General features: G+C 54.1%; 15 protein-coding genes and 1 pseudogene. 5 read left to right on the top strand and 11 right to left on the bottom strand.

The window, feature by feature from the left end; all coding sequences use genetic code 11:
* Positions 1-2: 2 nt before the first annotated feature.
* Genes bcsB through bcsR form a run of 4 tightly spaced genes read right to left on the bottom strand, consistent with a single transcriptional unit; the run spans position 3 to position 5891 of the window.
* A complete protein-coding gene (bcsB, locus tag ACLJRE_RS13380) occupies positions 3-2303 on the bottom strand; it encodes a cellulose biosynthesis cyclic di-GMP-binding regulatory protein BcsB (protein ID WP_000823821.1) in 2301 nt (766 codons plus the stop codon).
* Between the two features lie 10 nt (positions 2304-2313).
* Complete coding sequence (gene bcsA / locus ACLJRE_RS13375; protein ID WP_001275333.1) at positions 2314-4938, bottom strand: UDP-forming cellulose synthase catalytic subunit; 2625 nt, start codon at positions 4936-4938, stop codon at positions 2314-2316.
* Positions 4935-5687, bottom strand: coding sequence for a cellulose biosynthesis protein BcsQ (bcsQ, locus tag ACLJRE_RS13370; protein ID WP_000996123.1), 753 nt, complete (start codon positions 5685-5687; stop codon positions 4935-4937). Before bcsQ ends, bcsA begins: the two co-directional genes overlap by 4 nt.
* Complete coding sequence (gene bcsR, locus ACLJRE_RS13365; RefSeq protein ID WP_000282616.1) at positions 5688-5891, bottom strand: cellulose biosynthesis protein BcsR; 204 nt, start codon at positions 5889-5891, stop codon at positions 5688-5690.
* A gap of 244 nt (positions 5892-6135) precedes the next feature.
* On the opposite strand from bcsR, the gene bcsE reads away from it, so the two are divergent.
* The 3 genes from bcsE to bcsG are packed head-to-tail and all read left to right on the top strand — an operon-like array spanning position 6136 to position 9571.
* A complete protein-coding gene (gene bcsE, locus ACLJRE_RS13360) occupies positions 6136-7707 on the top strand; it encodes a cellulose biosynthesis c-di-GMP-binding protein BcsE (protein WP_023212597.1) in 1572 nt (523 codons plus the stop codon).
* The gene (bcsF, locus tag ACLJRE_RS13355) at positions 7704-7895 is read left to right on the top strand and encodes a cellulose biosynthesis protein BcsF (protein WP_000988321.1); all 192 of its coding nucleotides are present in this window, start codon (positions 7704-7706) and stop codon (positions 7893-7895) included. Before bcsE ends, bcsF begins: the two co-directional genes overlap by 4 nt.
* Positions 7892-9571, top strand: coding sequence for a cellulose biosynthesis protein BcsG (gene bcsG / locus ACLJRE_RS13350; protein WP_000192022.1), 1680 nt, complete (start codon positions 7892-7894; stop codon positions 9569-9571). Before bcsF ends, bcsG begins: the two co-directional genes overlap by 4 nt.
* A gap of 81 nt (positions 9572-9652) precedes the next feature.
* On the opposite strand, the gene ACLJRE_RS13345 is transcribed toward bcsG, so the two are convergent.
* Complete coding sequence (locus tag ACLJRE_RS13345) at positions 9653-9760, bottom strand: type I toxin-antitoxin system toxin Ldr family protein (protein WP_001537650.1); 108 nt, start codon at positions 9758-9760, stop codon at positions 9653-9655.
* 373 nt (positions 9761-10133) lie between these two features.
* On the opposite strand from ACLJRE_RS13345, the pseudogene ACLJRE_RS13340 reads away from it, so the two are divergent.
* Together ACLJRE_RS13340 and ACLJRE_RS13335 are read left to right on the top strand one after the other, a co-directional pair.
* Positions 10134-10286 (top strand): annotated as a pseudogene (locus ACLJRE_RS13340) (PLP-dependent transferase); the annotation flags it as partial.
* 117 nt (positions 10287-10403) lie between these two features.
* On the top strand, positions 10404-11702 hold the full coding sequence (locus ACLJRE_RS13335; RefSeq protein WP_001150175.1) for an aromatic amino acid transport family protein: 1299 nt from the start codon (positions 10404-10406) through the stop codon (positions 11700-11702).
* Between the two features lie 100 nt (positions 11703-11802).
* On the opposite strand, the gene dppF is transcribed toward ACLJRE_RS13335, so the two are convergent.
* The 6 genes from dppF to ACLJRE_RS13305 form a co-directional block, all read right to left on the bottom strand.
* Positions 11803-12816: a dipeptide ABC transporter ATP-binding subunit DppF gene (gene dppF, locus ACLJRE_RS13330; protein ID WP_023197446.1), complete on the bottom strand. Its 1014-nt coding sequence runs from the start codon at positions 12814-12816 to the stop codon at positions 11803-11805.
* A complete protein-coding gene (gene dppD, locus ACLJRE_RS13325) occupies positions 12813-13796 on the bottom strand; it encodes a dipeptide ABC transporter ATP-binding protein (RefSeq protein WP_001196509.1) in 984 nt (327 codons plus the stop codon). Before dppD ends, dppF begins: the two co-directional genes overlap by 4 nt.
* A 10-nt stretch (positions 13797-13806) precedes the next feature.
* A complete protein-coding gene (dppC, locus tag ACLJRE_RS13320) occupies positions 13807-14709 on the bottom strand; it encodes a dipeptide ABC transporter permease DppC (RefSeq protein WP_000084690.1) in 903 nt (300 codons plus the stop codon).
* Positions 14710-14718: 9 nt separating this feature from the next.
* Positions 14719-15738, bottom strand: coding sequence for a dipeptide ABC transporter permease DppB (gene dppB, locus ACLJRE_RS13315; RefSeq protein ID WP_000938843.1), 1020 nt, complete (start codon positions 15736-15738; stop codon positions 14719-14721).
* A 156-nt stretch (positions 15739-15894) separates the two neighbouring features.
* Positions 15895-17502 (bottom strand): dipeptide ABC transporter periplasmic-binding protein DppA, encoded by a 1608-nt coding sequence (dppA, locus tag ACLJRE_RS13310; RefSeq protein WP_000028047.1) that lies wholly within the window; start codon positions 17500-17502, stop codon positions 15895-15897.
* 558 nt (positions 17503-18060) lie between these two features.
* Positions 18061-19386, bottom strand: a complete 1326-nt coding sequence (locus ACLJRE_RS13305; protein ID WP_001136076.1) for a uracil-xanthine permease family protein — start codon at positions 19384-19386, stop codon at positions 18061-18063.
* Between the last annotated feature and the right edge of the window lie 37 nt (positions 19387-19423).

Raw genomic sequence — 19423 nt, 5'->3', positions numbered from 1 at the left:
CGTTACTCATGGTCAGGGTCGAGACGACGGCGACTGAGAATACGTAGCAGACGCCACAATACCCACGCCAGTAATACCACACTGAGGGCCGCCAGTACCGCCAGCAGTACCGGGTGATTCGCCAGCGCATACCACAGCCGCTCAAACCACGGCAGATGTCCGACGTAATAGATATCGCCAACGCGCAGACTGTGAACGCCGGACTCGCGGATCACCGCCACGGAACCAAACATCGCGGCGCGTTTACCGCTGTCATTCACGGCGTCGTTCAGTAGCTGGTAGCCGCGTGGGCTGTCAGCCAGCAGAGCAATCACGCTGCGCTGATCATTAAACGGCGACTGGAAGCCCACCACCGCCGCCATCGGGCCGCTGGCGGTGACGGTGGACTGCGCATCCGCCGCGCGATCGGCCTCATCCGGCATAATCGACGGGAAAGCGGTCTGCCGCATCGGGGTTTTTACCCAGCTTTGTGTCGCCTGCACCAACAGATCGATACGCTTATCGTCTTTTAGCTTGCCCGGAATAGCGCCAATAATCAGCAGATCGGCGTCTTTGTCGGCTATCTGAGCGCTATCATCGGTGATGGTCAGATTAATTGCCGGGAAACCGGTCTGCCCGCCAATGGCACCGACCGTATTCAGCAGCGTTTCCATTTGCGCTTCGGTTGGGGTCTTCGGCATCACCGCCAGCGTGTCAGACAGGTCGGCCATTCGGCTGAACGGGAAACCCGCATTGGCGAACGCGCGTAAATCCGGCATCGCGATAAAGTGGTAATATTTCGAAAAATCGATAGTGGAGTCATCCCCTATCACCACATGATTCGGTACCGGCTGGAAGGTAATACAGTTGTCCACCGACCCGCCCGGCATCGGATTCATGTAGCGGAAGTCAAAACGTAGTTGGTTCATCGCCCCCAGTTTGAGCGCCGGAATAGACACATCCGTTTTACCATCCAGCAGTCCCTGAAGTACCGGCAGGCGCAACAGGAGTCGATTAGTTTCCTGCGTGCTGTTAAGGCTAAAGGCTTGCAGGAACTGGTTATTCAGACTGATATCCAGCCGTGAACTGTCTTTGGTCGGCGGCGAGGTATAACGGTAGTTGAGATCCATATCAATACCGTTGCTACGCAGCAAATAGAGGTCCGGCGGCAGATTCAAAGAAACGTTGATGGGCGCCGGCTCCAGCCCACTCGACTGGAGCTGCTCTTCATAGGTTTTCAGCTCGCCAAAAGTGACCGGGCGATCGGTACGCACCCAGTTCGGCGCATCATACGGTTTGCGCGCCAGCAGCGGTTTTACATCGTTGACCACCACTCTGGAACCACGGAAGAGAATATTCCCTTGCGCGATACCTTTTGCCGCCTGCAACAGGTCTTTATCATCTCGACCAAACACAACCAGCAACTTCACATACGGATTATCCGGATGGCTCATCATCTCGATAACCGGCGCGTTAACCGCAGGATGATCGCGTAGGAAATCGGGGCGTCGATCGTTGGTGGCGAACACGATCGCATTGCGATCCGGCAGGTGATTATACAACACCGGGAAGCGCTGACCGCGCCAGCCCGCCCGCGAGCCAAACCAGGACGCGACAATAGAAGCCGCCTGCTGCTGCGTCAGATCCGGCATGTCAGCAAACACTATCGGCAACGTCACCGGACGGTTATCCCGCGGATCGAAAAACGGCACCGGAAAGTGGGACAGATCGTTATTCACCGCCAGCATGTTATAGGTCAGATCCAGGGCGCTATTTCGCCCGATGTCTAACCACAGAGTACTGCTGGCCGGGTTTTCACACACGTCGCGATAGTGGCCGACAAACTCCAGCCGCACCCGGTTAAAGTCGGTGATAAATAGCGGATTGATAGGTACCTGCGCCAGCGTCTTTTTCCCCAACTGCTCTTTTGTCACCGGCAGTACGCCCATCAGTTCGTCATTGAGATAAACCTTGAGCTGCGACTGAACCGGCAGGAGCGACGGCGAGGGCGTATATTCCAGATTCAGCACCGCTTTCGACGCCACTTCATCGCTGCGCATACCAAATTCAATGCCGCCGTTAGGGTTAACGCCACGCAGCGCCATACTACCCGGCGGCGGCGCGATTTGCGCAAAGGTCAGCTTGACCTCGCGCGAAGGCGCGGTCTGCGCCACGACGGGCGCCTCAGTTGCGGGCGACTGCGCAGGCTCGGTGGGTTCAGCATTTATCAATGGCGGCGTAGCAGGCGCCGCCGCCGTCATGAAAGCAGGAAACGCGCTTAATCCTATTACCGCCGCACACATCCAGGACAATTTTCTTTTCATCGCATTATCATCATTGTTGAGCCTGAGCCATAACCCGATCCGACGGCTGTATCGCCGCTTGCCGCTCCGGGCGACGCGGAATAAACGATACAATCCAGGCAATTAACGCCGTCAACGATCGGAAAATTACTTTTACTGAAGGCGGCGCGAATTCCGCGAGGTGGCGATATCCGCGGAAGCCCAGCTTCAGAATATCCAGCAAGCTTTCCAGCGGTTTATCTTCCGGGAAGCTATCTTGCCAAAGCGCCCACGTATCGGCGCGCGCGAAGGTACACTGCACAAAATCAATATGTTGTTTGGTGGTGAGCGGCATCAGTTGTAGTCCGACCTCATTGCCCGTTACGCGCACCACCTGCGTTGGAAAGACATATTCCTGCTGCCCGCGTTTAAGCAACAGATTCACTTTCTGCCCTTCCAGCACCTGCGCCTGACCGTTGATCTTGATGCCTAACCCGCCGTCGGAGAAGTCATGTACGGTACAGGAGAACAAATGTCCATCTTCGCGGGCGATGGCCCCCGGCATGGCAATCTCGACCCGATGCGCGCGCCTGACCTGTTTACTCTCTACCGAAACCGCAACCGCGCCGCCGAGAATGACCAGGTTGTAGAAGACCCACACCAGGCTAACGATGACGGTCAGCGTTTCATTTTCCGGCCCGTAATAGTATCGCCATACGCCCGCCGCCACGCCGAGCAGGTTAAGCAAGACAAGGAAGATATACGGACGCGAGATTACCCAGTCGACGTACTTCTCTTCCACCAGCCCGCCTTTCGCCGTGACGTTAAATTTCCCTTTGTGCGGATTGATCAACGCGACCAGAGTCGGCGGTGCGATATACCATGCCAGTACCGTTTCATAGATTTCACTCCAGAAAGAGTGACGATACTTGCCCTGAATCTTCGAGTTAGTCAGGCTGGCGTGGACCATGTGCGGTATCACAAATAGCGCAATCATCAACGCAGGCGCATAAATGATATAGGCGTGCAGCAGCAGAAAAGCCAGCGGCGCGGTCAGAAAGATCAGACGCGGAATGCCGGACAAGAAATGGAACATCGCGTTGAGGTAGCACAGCCGCTGTGCCAGTTTTAAGCCTTTACCAAACAGAGGGTTATCGAGGCGGAAAATTTGCACCATGCCCCGCGCCCAACGAATACGCTGCCCGATATGCGCCGACAGGCTTTCCGTCGCCAGCCCCGCCGCCTGCGGAATGCGCATATACGCTGAGGTATAACCTCGCCGGTGCAGCCGGAGCGAAGTATGCGCATCTTCCGTCACCGTCTCAACGGCGATACCGCCAATCTCATCCAGCGGCTTACGGCGAATCACCGCGCACGATCCGCAAAAGAAAGTGGCGTCCCACATATCGTTACCGTCCTGCACCAGTCCATAAAACAGCGTGCCTTCGTTAGGCGTTTTACGAAAACGTCCCAGGTTGCGCTCAAACGGGTCCGGGGAGAAGAAATGATGCGGCGTCTGCATCATCGCCAGCTGTTTTTCTTTCAGGAACCAGCCCATTGTCATTTGCAGAAACGAGCGTGTCGGCACATGGTCGCAATCGAAGATCGCCACAAACTCGCCTTTCGCGTGTTTTAGCGCATTGTTGATGTTGCCGGCTTTGGCGTGTTCATGCGTGGCGCGGGCAATGTAATGCACGCCGACATGCCGGGCAAACTGACGAAATGATTCGCGTCCGCCGTCATCAAGGATCCAGATATTCAGCTTGTCCTTCGGCCAGTCAATGCCAAGCGAAGCGTAAATGGTATTTTTGACCACGTTAAGGTCTTCGTTATAGGTCGGTACAAAAATATCCACCGTCGGCCACTGCGACATCTCTTTCGGCAACGGCACCGGTTGACGATTTAACGGCCACACCACCTGGAAGTACCCCAGCACCAGCACAATCCAGGCGTAGGTTTCCGCAAACAGTAGGATCATCCCGCACACCAGACTGACCGGGTCGTCCCAATTTAGCGTCGAGGTATAGCGCCACCAGATATAACGACAGGAGACCGTTAGCGACAGCACGATGAGCATCAGCGCGGAAAAGCGTCCCGGCATACGTCGTACCAACAGCGCAACGCCCCACAGCAATAGCAGAAAGATAAATTGCGATAGCGGGTTAAATGGCTGCGTAATACAGATCAGCGCCAGTATCAGTGAAAAGGTCACGATAACGCCCAGAATAAAACGCCGGGCGCCGTTGCTAAGATGTCCCAGCTCTTTTTCCTTTTCCAGATGCGTTGTCTTTTGGCGCACCCGTTCCGGTAAGGTATCCATCCATTGATGGTAACGTCCACGAACGTCCTTCAGGCGCGCAAATGACCGCCAGCGCGGTTCATGACGTTCTTTAGTCGACGAGATCATCACCAGCCAGAGGGTCTGAATGAGGTAGCGGGCCGGGTCCAGCGGGCGCGGGCGGGCGGCGTTAATATGCGGGTAAAGCGCTTTATGCCCGTCGCGAATACGCTGCCAGCGCGGATGCTCAAGCGGAAACACTATCCACGCCAGAATCATCCACAGGCAGCCGAGCGCTGCGCTAAACGGCGACGCGCCGTGGCGGCGGTAACCCTGATAGCGCTCGCTCAAACGCGCGCTAACCGGCGGGATAAGCAGCCACCGGGAAAGGGCGCTCATCGCAGGCTCCCGGCGGACGTTTTGTCGCCCGCATCATGCAGCAGGCACCAGTTCGCCAGCGTTAACACCTCTTCGGCGGCTAACGAATCGCTGCGATATTCGCCTAACGGCTGTTTCGACGCCATGCACTCCGCCATCGCCTCATCGCGATGGATCACAATGGGCAGCAACCGGCGCTGGCTTTGCAGCCAGACCTGGTACAGATCGTCCTGTAACTGACTGCCAATGCGTAAGTCATTGATCAGAATATGCGCTCCGGCAGGCAACGCCTGCTGATGAAGGCGAATATGGCAGTTAGCGTCAACCCGGGCTACCGCCAGCGTATGGTCGCAGAGGCTCACCAGTTGCCGTGTCAGCGGTGACGCGCCGTAGGGCAAGTCCAGTAAAATCCAGCTATAACGTCCGCTCGCTTTCAGCGCCTGGATAGCCGATCCGATCTCTCCCAGAGTCTCCTGCCAGGCCTGCGGATTTTCCCGCTCTTGCGCGGTGAGCTGTCCAAACGGCAGTAGATCAAGCTGTGAGGTATAACGTAATCCGGCATCGCGCCAGTCCTGGCCGTCCAGCAACGATCGCGCCCAGCCACCCTGATGGACAAAGTCGACGTTAAACGACATGCGCAGCAGGTTATCGGGGCTGGCGTCAATCACCAGGACATTTTCCCCTAAGATTTGTAACGCCCAGGCGAGTGCTGCGGTGAGAGATGTGGTTCCCACCCCGCCGCGCACGCCCTGCAGTCCCAGAATCGCCATTCATGGCTTCCTTAATGAATGTGGTTGCGCAAATTCAGCCAGGAGTGGCCATCTTTTAATCGCCGCCGCCAACTGTTCGCGTTGGGAAATATCGGTATAATCTATTTCGGGTAGTGAAAACGCCTGGCTTAATGCCAGAAAATCATTTTGAAAAGTGTAGCCCAACGTTGGATCGGACTGAGCGCCAGGTTCATTGTTATACATTCTGGTTGCTCCTTTTTAAATATTTCTCACTGGCAGCATTACGCCCCGTCGTCAATACGGGAGAACGCGCATTTTTCATCTTTCCGTGACATCATTTATAATGTGTAAAAATGCAAAGCGCAGAGTTACAGGGCATCCTGCCGGACAAATTGATTCACATGCTAAATCTGATGCGTTTTAATTTCAATGTTAGGTTTATTTCTGTGCTTTCGCTAGTAAACTGATAAACAGTTAAAATAGTGACATGAGGGACACTGTGGACCCCGTATTTTCTCTCGGCATCTCATCATTATGGGATGAACTGCGCCATATGCCAACCGGCGGCGTCTGGTGGGTTAACGCCGATCGCCAGCAAGATGCCATCAGCCTGGTGAATCAAACGATTGCGTCACAAACGGAGAATGCAAATGTCGCCGTCATCGGCATGGAAGGCGATCCTGGCAAAGTAATCAAATTAGATGAATCTCACGGTCCGGAGAAAATCCGCTTATTTGCCATGCCGGATTCAGAAAAAGGGCTATACTCTTTGCCCCACGATTTGCTTTGTTCTGTTAACCCGACGCATTACTTTTTCATTCTTATTTGTGCAAATAACACGTGGCGGAATATAACGTCAGAAAGCCTGCATAAATGGCTGGAAAAAATGAATAAATGGACTCGTTTTCATCACTGTTCATTGTTGGTTATTAACCCTTGTAATAATAGCGATAAACAGTCCTCGTTGTTGATGGGCGAGTATCGCTCACTTTTTGGCCTCGCCAGTTTACGTTTTCAGGGCGACCAACATTTGTTCGATATTGCCTTCTGGTGTAACGAAAAAGGCGTCAGCGCCCGACAGCAGTTATTGCTGTGTCAGCAGGACGAACGCTGGACGCTATCCCATCAGGAGGAGACGGCAATTCAGCCGCGTAGCGACGAAAAACGCATTCTTAGCCACGTCGCCGTCCTTGAAGGCGCGCCGCCGCTCTCGGAACACTGGACGCTTTTCGACAATAACGAAGCGCTATTCAACGACGCGCGCACGGCGCAGGCCGCGACAATTATTTTTTCGCTTACACAGAACAACCAAATCGAGCCGCTTGCTCGTCGCATTCATACTTTGCGGCGCCAGCGGGGAAGCGCGCTGAAAATTGTCGTGCGCGAAAATATCGCCAGTTTGCGCGCCACCGATGAGCGCCTGCTGCTGGGCTGCGGCGCGAATATGATCATTCCCTGGAACGCCCCGCTTTCACGCTGCCTGACGCTTATTGAAAGCGTGCAGGGGCAGCAGTTCAGCCGTTACGTACCGGAAGACATCACCACGCTACTGTCGATGACGCAGCCGTTGAAACTGCGCGGTTTTCAGCCGTGGGATACCTTCTGCGATGCCATCCATACGATGATGAGCAACACCCTGCTCCCCGCCGATGGGAAAGGCGTTCTGGTCGCGCTGCGCCCAGTGCCGGGCATTCGGGTTGAGCAGGCGTTAACATTATGTCGGCCAAACCGAACCGGCGATATTATGACCATCGGCGGCAACCGTCTGGTGCTGTTTTTATCATTCTGCCGGGTCAACGATCTGGATACCGCGTTAAACCATATTTTCCCTTTGCCGACGGGCGATATTTTCTCTAATCGTATGGTCTGGTTCGAAGATAAACAAATCAGCGCCGAGCTGGTGCAGATGCGCTTATTGTCGCCGGAACTGTGGGGAACGCCGCTACCGCTGGCAAAACGCGCCGACCCGGTAATAAATGCCGAACACGATGGCCGCATCTGGCGTCGTATTCCTGAACCCCTGCGATTGCTCGACGACACCGCGGAGCGTGCATCATGATGACCATCAGCGATATCGTGCAAATTATTCTTTTTTGCGCGCTGATTTTCTTTCCGCTGGGCTATCTGGCGCGTCATTCGCTACGCCGTATCAGTGATACGACCCGGCTGCTATTTGCCAAACCTCGTTATGTAAAACCAGCCGGAACTCTGCGCCGCGCTACGAAAGTCAAGGCAGACAAAAAATGACTCAGCATACTCAAACTCCTTCAATGCCTTCTCCGCTCTGGCAATACTGGCGCGGTCTTTCCGGCTGGAACTTCTATTTTCTGGTCAAGTTTGGCCTGCTGTGGGCAGGCTATCTGAATTTTCATCCTTTACTGAATCTGGTATTCATGGCGTTTCTGCTCATGCCAATACCAAAGTATCGCCTTCACCGGTTGCGCCACTGGATTGCCATTCCCGTCGGCTTCGCGCTGTTCTGGCATGATACCTGGCTGCCCGGCCCGCAAAGCATTATGAGCCAGGGGACGCAGGTGGCGGAATTCAGCTCCGGTTATCTGCTCGATCTGATCGCCCGTTTTATTAACTGGCAAATGATCGGCGCCATCTTCGTACTGCTGGTTGCCTGGCTATTTTTATCACAGTGGATTCGGGTCACGGTGTTTGTGGTCGCCATCATGGTATGGCTGAATGTCCTGACATTAACCGGCCCGGTTTTTACGCTGTGGCCGGCAGGCCAGCCAACCGATACGGTGACGACGACTGGCGGTAATGCGGCCGCTACCGTCGCGACAGCGGGCGATAAGCCGGTCATCGGCGATATGCCTGCGCAAACCGCGCCGCCGACGACCGCAAATCTGAACGCCTGGTTGAACACCTTCTATGCCGCGGAAGAAAAGCGGAAAACGACGTTCCCGGCGCAGCTTCCGCCTGATGCGCAGCCGTTCGACCTATTGGTCATCAATATTTGTTCGCTCTCCTGGTCGGATGTCGAAGCGGCAGGCTTGATGTCACATCCGCTATGGTCGCACTTTGACATTTTGTTTAAACACTTTAATTCCGGTACGTCTTACAGCGGCCCGGCGGCCATTCGTCTGCTGCGCGCCAGCTGTGGTCAACCATCGCATACCCGACTTTATCAACCAGCCGATAACGAATGTTATCTGTTTGATAATCTGGCGAAACTGGGCTTTACTCAGCATCTGATGATGGATCATAACGGTGAATTTGGCGGCTTCCTGAAAGAAGTTCGCGAAAACGGCGGTATGCAAAGTGAACTGATGAACCAGTCCGGCCTGCCAACCGCCCTGCTGTCATTCGACGGCTCGCCGGTATATGACGATCTGGCGGTCCTGAACCGCTGGTTGACAGGGGAAGAACGTGAAGCCAATTCCCGCTCCGCGACTTTCTTTAACCTGCTGCCGCTGCACGATGGCAACCACTTCCCCGGCGTCAGCAAAACGGCGGATTATAAAATCCGCGCGCAGAAACTGTTCGATGAACTGGACGCCTTCTTTACCGAACTGGAGAAATCCGGGCGTAAGGTGATGGTGGTGGTCGTACCGGAGCACGGCGGTGCGCTGAAGGGCGACAGAATGCAGATCTCTGGCCTGCGCGATATTCCCAGCCCCTCCATCACCAACGTCCCGGCGGGCGTGAAATTTTTTGGCATGAAAGCCCCGCATGAGGGCGCGCCGATTGATATTAACCAGCCGAGCAGCTACCTGGCGATTTCCGAACTGGTCGTACGCGCCGTGGACGGTAAGCTCTTTACCGAAGACAGTGTGAACTGGAACAAGCTGACCAGCAATCTGCCGCAAACCGCGCCGGTTTCAGAAAACGCTAATGCGGTGGTGATTCAGTATCAGGGTAAGCCCTACGTTCGTCTGAATGGCGGCGACTGGGTGCCTTACCCGCAGTAAACCGAAAAAGGCCGCAAGGTTTCCCCTGCGGCCTGGTTCGGGCGCATGTTGCCATTACGGCGGACAGACGCTCAAAACGCGTTACTTCCTGTCACGTAGCCAGTTGACGATCACACTGGCGATAATGCCAGCAATGATCGGCGCCGCCAGATCGTGCCAGAAGGCCACGCCCAACTGCGTAAGCGTCATATAGCCGCCTTGTTGCAATGGCAACCGTTCGCGGCTATCCTTGATGTGTTGAGGATCAAGTTTAGCCTCCGTCAGGTTGCCAGGTTTATACCAGTCAACGTGCGGAGGTTTTCTCTTTCCAGCAACCAATGCCGCCGGGGATCAAGCCCCCGCAACATTGCGCCTCACCGGGTAAACCCGGCTTGCTGCTGATATTACGGCAAAATCCCCGTCCCGGCACGGCGCTAACGTGCAATCTGCGTGACGCTTCGCAGACGATTACTTTTATTTGCCAGAATACATTCAGCATTTCTGAGGCTGGCAGTCAGCCGCTCAATTCTGTAAATTATGCCTCCTCGCGGCCAGTCCCGGTGATACCGAAACCCTCGTTCAGCATCCTGCGTCTATGACATATTCGCCTGTTGCGCCAGAGGAATGGCTAAAAGTAGGTATTACCGACGAACTTATCCGTCTTTCAGCGGGACCTGAAGATCCCGACGATATTATTCATGACCTTGAACGCGCCAGCAGAAAAGCAGCATTCTGACGATTGCTCGGCGAACCGCTGTCACCGGTTTGCCGCATCGGGTATCAAGGCACTATAGCCTGGTTATAGGCAGCATTCTTTATGAGAGAGCTGCGTATATTTTGGGCAGGGGGCTCTATGCAGGACGACACATTACCATTAAATAACAGTAACGCTACGACCACACCGCTTTCAACGAGATTACCGTTTACAAAATATGATTTTGGCTGGGTGCTCTTGTGTATCGGTATGGCGATCGGCGCCGGTACCGTCTTAATGCCAGTGCAAATCGGTCTCAAGGGGATCTGGGTATTTATTACCGCTTTTATCATCGCCTATCCCGCTACCTATATTGTGCAGGATATTTATCTAAAAACGTTATCTGAAAGCGAAACCTGTGACGATTATACGGATATTATCAGTCACTATCTTGGCAAAAACTGGGGCGTTTTCCTCGGTGTAATCTATTTTCTTATGATTATCCACGGGGTGTTTATTTACTCCCTGTCGGTGGTGTTTGATAGCGCCTCCTATATCAAAACCTTCGGCCTTACTGAGGCCGATCTTTCGCAGTCTATTATCTATAAAGTCGCGATTTTCGCCGTGCTGGTGGCGATTGCCTCCGGCGGGGAAAAATTATTATTTAAAATTTCCGGCCCGATGGTGGTGGTAAAAGTCGGGATCATTCTGATATTCGGTTTTGCGATGATCCCACACTGGAATCTTGATAATATTTCCGCCTTTCCCGCCGCATCGGTTTTCTTTCGCGACGTACTGCTCACTATCCCATTTTGCTTCTTTTCTGCGGTCTTCATTCAGGTACTAAACCCAATGAACATCGCCTATCGTAAGCGCGAACCTGACCGTGTGCTGGCCACCCGGATGGCGATTCGCACGCATCGCATTAGCTATATTACGCTGATTGCCATTATTCTCTTTTTCTCGTTCTCGTTTACCTTTTCGATTAGCCATGAAGAGGCGGTATCAGCGTTCGAGCAGAATATTTCCGCCCTTGCGCTGGCAGCTCAGGTAATCCCTGGCCATATCATCCACATTACCTCTACCATCCTCAATATTTTTGCCGTACTTACCGCGTTCTTTGGTATTTATTTAGGTTTTCACGAAGCGCTTAAAGGTATTGTACTGAATGTATTGAGTCGTATTATGGATGTCAAAAATGTCAACCCACTGTTACTGACATCTGGAATCTGTGTCTTTATCGTGGTGACTCTGGTTATTTGGGTTTCGTTTCGCGTCTCAGTATTGGTCTTTTTCCAGTTAGGCAGTCCGCTTTATGGCATTGTCGCGTGTATTATTCCCTTTTTCCTGATTTATAAAGTAGCGCAACTGGAAAAATTACGCGGCCTGAAAACCTGGCTTATTCTGTTATATGGAATATTGTTGTGCCTGTCGCCGTTATTAAAATTGATTGAATAAGTCGTACCGGAGAGCCATGCCCGGTGGCGCTACGCTTACCAGGCCTACAGGTACGGTGTAGGCTTGATAAGGCGCAGCCGCCATCCGGCATAAAACGCAATTAACTCAGCGGTTTCTGCGGACTTTCATCCTGATCGACGGCAAAGCAGGCCACCAACTGGCCGTCGTACTCTTTAAGCTGCGGCTGTAACTGCGTACAGGGTCCGAAGCGACGGCTGCAGCGGGCGTTGAAGGCGCAGCCCGGCGGCGGGTTCAGCGGGCTCGGCAACTCGCCGGTCAGCTTAATCCGCTCACGGCGATCGTCCGGATTCAGCCGCGGCGTGGCGGAGAGCAACGCCTGGGTATAGGGATGACGTGGATTGTTAAAAATCTGCTCTTTGGTCCCTTTCTCCACGCAGCGGCCTAAGTACATGACCATCACTTCATCGGCGATGTGTTCCACCACCGACAGGTCGTGCGAGATAAAAACATAAGACAGCCCCATATCCTGTTGCAAATCCATCATCAGGTTCAGCACCTGGGCGCGCACCGACACGTCGAGCGCGGAGACCGGTTCGTCGGCAATCACTACGTCCGGATCAAGCATCAGACCGCGGGCGATAGCGATACGCTGACGCTGGCCGCCGGAGAACATATGCGGATAGCGGTCGTAGTGCTCGGTTTTCAGCCCCACCTTCGCCATCATCGCCAGCGCTTTTTCACGACGCTGCGCTTTACTCAGGCTGGTATTGATCAGCAACGGCTCTTCCAGAATTTGCCCCACTTTCTTGCGTGGGTTCAGGGAACCGTAGGGGTTCTGAAACACAATCTGAATTTTCTGCCGCCGCAGTTTCTGCGCGTGCGGATCGTGTTTGAGCAGATCCTGCCCCTGGTAATAAAGCTCGCCGCCGGTTGGCGTTTCAATCATCGTCAGCAGGCGGCCCAGTGTGGATTTTCCACAACCGGACTCCCCCACTACGGCCAGCGTTTTACCGCGTTCGAGATTAAACGACACGCCGTCCAGCGCTTTTACCAGCCGTTCCGGAGAAAAGATCCCCTTCTTCACCGGATAGTGTTTTTTCAGGTCGATAGCCCGCAACAGCGGCTGTTGCAAGGTGGCCTCATGCGTACTCATAGTGTGGGCCTCCCGGCATCATCAAGTGGGTAATGACATTTTGACTGACGTCCATCGTCCAGTTGGTTGAGAGCAGGTTCTTCCGCACGACATCTGTCCGTGGCGTAGGGGCAGCGCGGGTTAAGCAGACACCCCGTCGGTCGGTCATATTTCCCCGGCACCACGCCCGGCAGCGACGCCAGACGCGCTTTATCTTGCGCAAACTCCGGCAACGCGCGTAGCAGTGCCTGCGTGTAGGGATGACGCGGCGCGCGGAAAATATCCTGCGCAGCGCCAGTTTCGACGACCTGCCCGGCGTACATGACGATAATTTTGTGCGCCGCTTCCGCCACCAGCGCCAGGTCATGGGTAATCAGCACCAGCGCCATGTTCTCTTTTTGCTGCAACTCCAGCAGCAGCTCAATGATTTGCGCCTGAATGGTCACATCCAGCGCCGTGGTCGGTTCATCGGCAATTAACAGCTTTGGTCGACAGGCTATTGCCATCGCAATCATCACGCGCTGACTCATGCCGCCAGAAAGCTGGTGCGGATAGACATCCAGACGAGAAGCCGGATCGGGAATGCCCACCTGGTTCAACAGGTCAATCGCTCGCTGACGACGGGTTTTCTTGTTCCCGCCCTGATGTACCTTGATGGCTTCCATAATCTGAAAGCCAACGGTATAGCAAGGATTGAGGCTGGTCATCGGGTCCTGGAAAATCATCGCCACTTCAGCGCCCACCAGGTTGCGACGTTCCTTCTCGGAAATGCGCTTCAGATCCTGTCCGTTAAAGAGCAGGTTTTCCGCCATCACGCGGCCTGGGTAATCGATAAGCCCCATAATCGCCAGCGAGCTGACGGATTTGCCGGAACCAGACTCGCCGACAATACCGACCACCTCACCCTGCTTCACGCTGTAGCTAATGCGGTCGACGGCTTTGAACGGTGTCCCTTCGTCGCCGAAGTGCACCGATAATTGATCTACATTTAATAACGCCATCTCGAACCTCTTACTGCTTCAGTTTGGGATCGAGCGCGTCACGCAGACCGTCACCCATCAGGTTAAATGCCAGCACCGTCAGCAGAATCGCCAGCCCCGGGAAGGTCACGACCCACCAGGCGCTTTGCGCGAACTGCAATACGTCAGAGAGCATGGTGCCCCACTCCGGCGTTGGCGGCTGTGCGCCCATGCCAAGAAAGCCGAGGGCGGCCATATCGAGAATGGCGTTAGAGAAACCGAGCGATGCCTGAACGATCAGCGGCGCAAGGCAGTTCGGGAAAATATTGACGAACATCTGACGCATCGCGCCTGCGCCCGCCACACGGGAGGCAGTCACATAATCGCGGTTCACCTCTACCAGAACCGCCGCGCGGGTTAAGCGGACATAGTGCGGCAGCGCCACAAACGTCAACGCCAGCGCCGCGTTGCCGATGGAGGGGCCGAAGATCGCCACCAGCACCAGCGCCAGCAGCAGGCTCGGCAGGGCCAGCATAATATCGACCACGCGCATGATGATGTTATCGACCAGACCGCCGAAGTAGCCCGCGACCAGGCCGAGAATAATCCCCATCACCAGCGACAGGACGACCACCAGACAGCCGACCAGCAGTGACAAACGCGCGCCATACATCAGGCGCGAGAGAACATCGCGACCAACATCATCCGTTCCCAGAATATGCGCCCAACTGCCGCCTTCCTGCCAGACCGGCGGCGCCAGCAGCGCATCGCGGAACTGCTCTGCCGGGTTGTACGGCGCAATAAAGTTGGCAAACACCGCAATCAGGATCACGATGAGAACATACGCCAGCCCGACGACCGCGCCTTTGTTGCGTTTGAAATAGTGCCAGAACTCCCGCAATGGCGTCATGGGCGCCGGTGCGGCATTAACATTATTTTCAGTAACCTGTGACATGATGGCCCCTTACTTCTTATGCCGAATACGCGGGTTCACCACGCCGTACAGCAGGTCTACCAGCAGGTTGACGAGAATAATCATCGTCGCTACCAGTAACACGCCGCCCTGCACTACCGGATAATCGCGGCGTTGCAGCGCATCGATCAGCCAGCGCCCCAGACCGGGCCACGAGAAGATAGTTTCTGTCAGAATCGCGCCCGCCAGCAGCGTCCCGACCTGCAGGCCGATCACGGTGACGACTGGCAGCATGGCGTTACGCAGAGCATGGACGATAATGACGCGCATCCTGGTCAACCCTTTGGCGCGTGCGGTACGGATGTAATCCTCCCCCAGCACTTCCAGCATCGACGAACGGGTCATACGCACAATGACGGCCAGCGGGATTGTGCCGAGCACCATCGCAGGCAGGATCATATGCGCCAGCGCATCAATAAAGTTACCCTCTTCGCCCCAGATAGCGGTGTCGATCAGCATAAAGCCCGTCAACGGATTGGTATCATCAAGGAACACCATATCGCTCACGCGCCCGGAAACCGGCGTCAGGTTCCAGTGGACGGAGACCAGCATGATCAGCATCATGCCCCACCAGAAGATAGGCATAGAGTAACCGGTCAGCGCCAGGCCAACGGCAGTGTGATCGAAGATAGAACCGCGCTTCACTGCGGCCAGCACGCCCACCGGAATCCCCACGGCGACAGCAAAAATCATGGCGCAGACGCCAAGTTCCAGCGTCGCTTTAAAGCGAGGCACAAACTCGTCCCACACGGGGATTCGGCTTTTCAGCGAGATGCCTAAATCGCCATGCATCACCCCCCAGATATAATGGAGGTACTGCTGCCACATCGGTTTATCAAGACCGAGTTCAGCCAGCAGTTGAGCATGACGCTCAGGGGAAATACCTCGCTCACCCGCCATGATCATCACCGGATCGCCGGGGATCATGTGGACAAAGGCAAAGGTGAGAAGGGTAATACCGATAAACGTCGGGATAACGAGTCCCAAACGTCGGAGAATGAACTGCAACATAACCCGAATTCTCTCTCATGACGCACGGCCTGGAACCGTGAGTCTGTATTGCTCACAAATCTTATCCCACGCAAACTGCATCGCGGATAAAGCATTACGCCGGATGGCGCTGCGCTTATCCGGCCTACACAACACCGGGGCGCAGCGCTCTTTTAATTATTCGACAGAGACGTTTTCGAAGTGATGTTTGCCTAATGGATCAACCACATAGCCTTTAACTTCTTTACGCACTGGCTCATAAACCGTGGAGTGAGCGATGATCAGCGCTGGCGCCTGGTCATGCATCACGACCTGGGCCTGTTTATAGAGTTCAATACGCTTGTTGTGGTCATCGGTCGCACGCGCAGGCTGAATCAGGTCTTCAAACGGCTTGTAGCACCATTTTGAATAGTTGGAGCCTTGCTGGGCGGCATCGCAGCTGAACAGCGTGGCGAAGAAGTTATCCGGATCGCCATTATCGCCGGTCCAGCCCATCATCACCGTCTGGTGCTCGCCATCTTTAGCGCGCTTGAGGTATTCGCCCCATTCATAGGTGACAATTTTGGCCTGAACGCCAATCTTCGCCCAGTCCGCCTGGATCATTTCCGCCATACGACGCGCATTCGGGTTATAGGGACGCTGTACCGGCATCGCCCACAGATCGATGGTGAAGCCTTTTTCCAGACCGGCTTCTTTCAGCAGCGCCTTCGCTTTTTCCGGATCGTAGCCGTAGTCTTTAATATCGTCGTTGTAGCCCCACATTGTCGGCGGGATCAGGTTTTTCGCCGCAACGCCCGCGCCCTGATAAACGGCTTTGATGATGGCCTCTTTATTCACGGCATAGGTCAACGCCTGGCGAACTTTGACGTCATCCAGCGGTTTTTTCTGTACGTTATAGGAGAGATAACCCACGTTCAGACCGGCCTGCTCCATCAGGTTGATGTTTTTATCTTCTTTCATGCGCGCAATATCCGCCGGGTTCGGATACGGCATCACCTGACATTCGTTCTTCTGCAGTTTGGCGTAACGCACAGAGGCGTCAGGCGTGATGGAGAAGACCAGACGGTCGATCTGCGGCTTCGTGCCCCAGTAGCCGTCAAAGGCTTTGTAGAGAATGCGGGAATCTTTCTGATATTGCACCAGTTGGAACGGGCCAGTGCCGACCGGGTTCAGATCCACTTTTTCCGGCGTACCGGCTTTCAGCATGTTGTCAGCATATTCTTTGGAAAGAATAGAGGCGAAGTCCATGGCTAAATCGGCAAGGAACGGCGCTTCCGGACGCGTCAGCACAAACTGCACCGTGTGATCGTCTACCTTCTTCACTTCGCTAATCAGATCCGGCAGCCCCATGCCTTCAAAGTATTCATAGCTGCCGCCAGACACTTTATGGTACGGGTTCTGCTCGTTTTTCTGCCGGTCAAAAGAGAACACGACATCATCGGCGTTCAGCTCGCGCGTCGGTTTGAAATCCTTGCTGGATTGCCATTTCACCCCTTTACGTAGGTGGAACGTATAGGTTTTACCGTCTTCGCTGATATCCCACTTCTCAGCAAGACCCGGGATCACTTCCGTGGTGCCGGTTTTGAATTCAACCAGACGGTTATAGATAGGTACGGAGCTGGCATCATAGGTGGTGCCAGACGTAAAGAGCTGTGGGTTAAAGCCTTCCGGCGAGCCTTCTGAACAATAAACCAGGGTTTTGGCCTGCACGCTGGCTGCAACGGTCATGGCCACCAGGCTCAAACCAAGCTTCAGCATCCCTGACTTCTTCAAGGAAATACTCATTCTTCTGCTCCAATAATTGTGATGTATGTTGTTTTGCCCTTTGCAAAGGCTTTTACCGCCCGGCCTTTTTTGTTTTTTACCTGGTCAGGTCAGTAGTGAGAGGTGGGGATTCCGTTCGCATAATCGACTGAGTTGCAGTGCGGATTCTCCATAAAATGCCCCTCATTCCCTACAATCTGTCAATAGAATGTCAAAACGTCAATACAGGTAACCAGCTTTTACAACAACGGTGAGAATTAACAAACAAAGATTAAAAAAAGTTCAGAAGGGTATTTTCAGCAGGGAAATTTGTGCTATAGGCAGAAAGGCAGAGTTATTCACTTAATATTTTGCAACAGTTAGTGATTAACAATTAGACATTAATTGAAAAATTTCTTTCGATATGTTGATTATCTGAGCGATTAATACCACTAACGCTAAAACGCACAGGCGAAAATGCTGAGGTTATCCATAAGCCGTGTGCAAAAAAGAGTTATCCGGACATTGAAAAACACCATCGAATATGTCACAAAATTGTAAATAAGTAGGCCGTCGTGCGGCCTACCGCGATCACAAAAACTAACTTTTGACCCTGGCCTGCGTGCGCTTTTCGCTCCAGTTAAACAACGAGTTCACCAGAATCGCCGTCAACGTCCCCGCTGCCATGCCGTTGCCAAAGACCATCTGTACGCCCGCCGGGAAATTCTGATACAGGCCGGGTACCAGTATAGGTAGCATTCCCATGGCCAGCCCCATCGCCAGCGCGTAGGTTTTACCCGGCGTATGCAGTGGCTCACGCGCAATCATATCAATACCGATAACCCCGATAATGCTGAAGACAATCACCGCCGTACCGCACACCACCGAACCTGGCAGACAGGTCGCCAGACGTACCAGCGGCGCGAATATGGCAATCAGGATTAACAACCCTCCGGCAGCCGCAGTCACGAAACGCGATTTCACATTAGTGGTGCGTACCACCCCAATATTTTCGCCGGAAGTGATAATTAAGGAGGTGCCAAAAATCCCCCCCAGCAGCGACATTACCGCATCACCACGAATGGTACGTGGAATCGCCTGCTGCACATTTTGCGTGGAATTGACTATTTCCGCGGTAGCAATCGTTTGCCCGGTTGCTTCAGCCATAGAGATGACCGCGTAAATCAGTAACGGCAGCGAGGCGGAGAGATCAAAAATCGGCCAGCCGAACGGCAAAAGCTGTGGGAAACTAAACAGCGGCCCGTGACCAACACCGCTAAAATCGGTGCTACCCAGCGCCATTCCCAGCAGCGTTCCCGCTAAAAGGCCGAACATCACCGCCAACTGGCGCAAAATACCGCTAAACGCCAGCGCGAAAATCAGCGTTATCAGGATAGTCCCCAGCGATAAAATGATACTGGTTGGATGAGCGAAGTCGGCGCTCCCTGGCTGGCCAATGATCAACCCGCCGTACAGGCGAATAAGGTTAATCGACACCATTAGCAGCATGATGCCAATGATAAAGGGGGGAAAATGGTGCAGGCAGCGGCGGAAAATCGGCAACGCGATAAAGTAGAACAGCGAGGTCAGAATTACGGCGCCAATCGCGGTCTGGATATTGGTCTGTAAAGCGATCGCAACGAAAATCGCAATCGGCGCGCCCCCCGGTACCATAATAAACGGCAAACGCGCGCCCACCCCTTTCACACCCAGGCTTTGCAAAATAGCGCCCAGACCGCACATCAGAAAGGTCGCGCTAAGTACCGAGGCGGTCACCGTATCGGTAAAGTGCAGCGCTTTGGCGATCAGAAAGACGGAGGTAATGGGGGTGGCGGCAACGACCAGCACATGCTGAAGCGCCAAAAGTAAGGTGGTTTGCCAGGGTAATGCATCGTTATCCGGCGTAGTAAGGCCAGGCTGCGGCATGATTAACTCCCATAAAACATCAAAAAAATAACCGCCA

The organism is Salmonella sp. SAL04157, assembly GCF_046551635.1.
Lineage (GTDB): Bacteria > Pseudomonadota > Gammaproteobacteria > Enterobacterales > Enterobacteriaceae > Salmonella > Salmonella enterica.
This window is presented reverse-complemented; position numbering and strand designations above follow the sequence as displayed.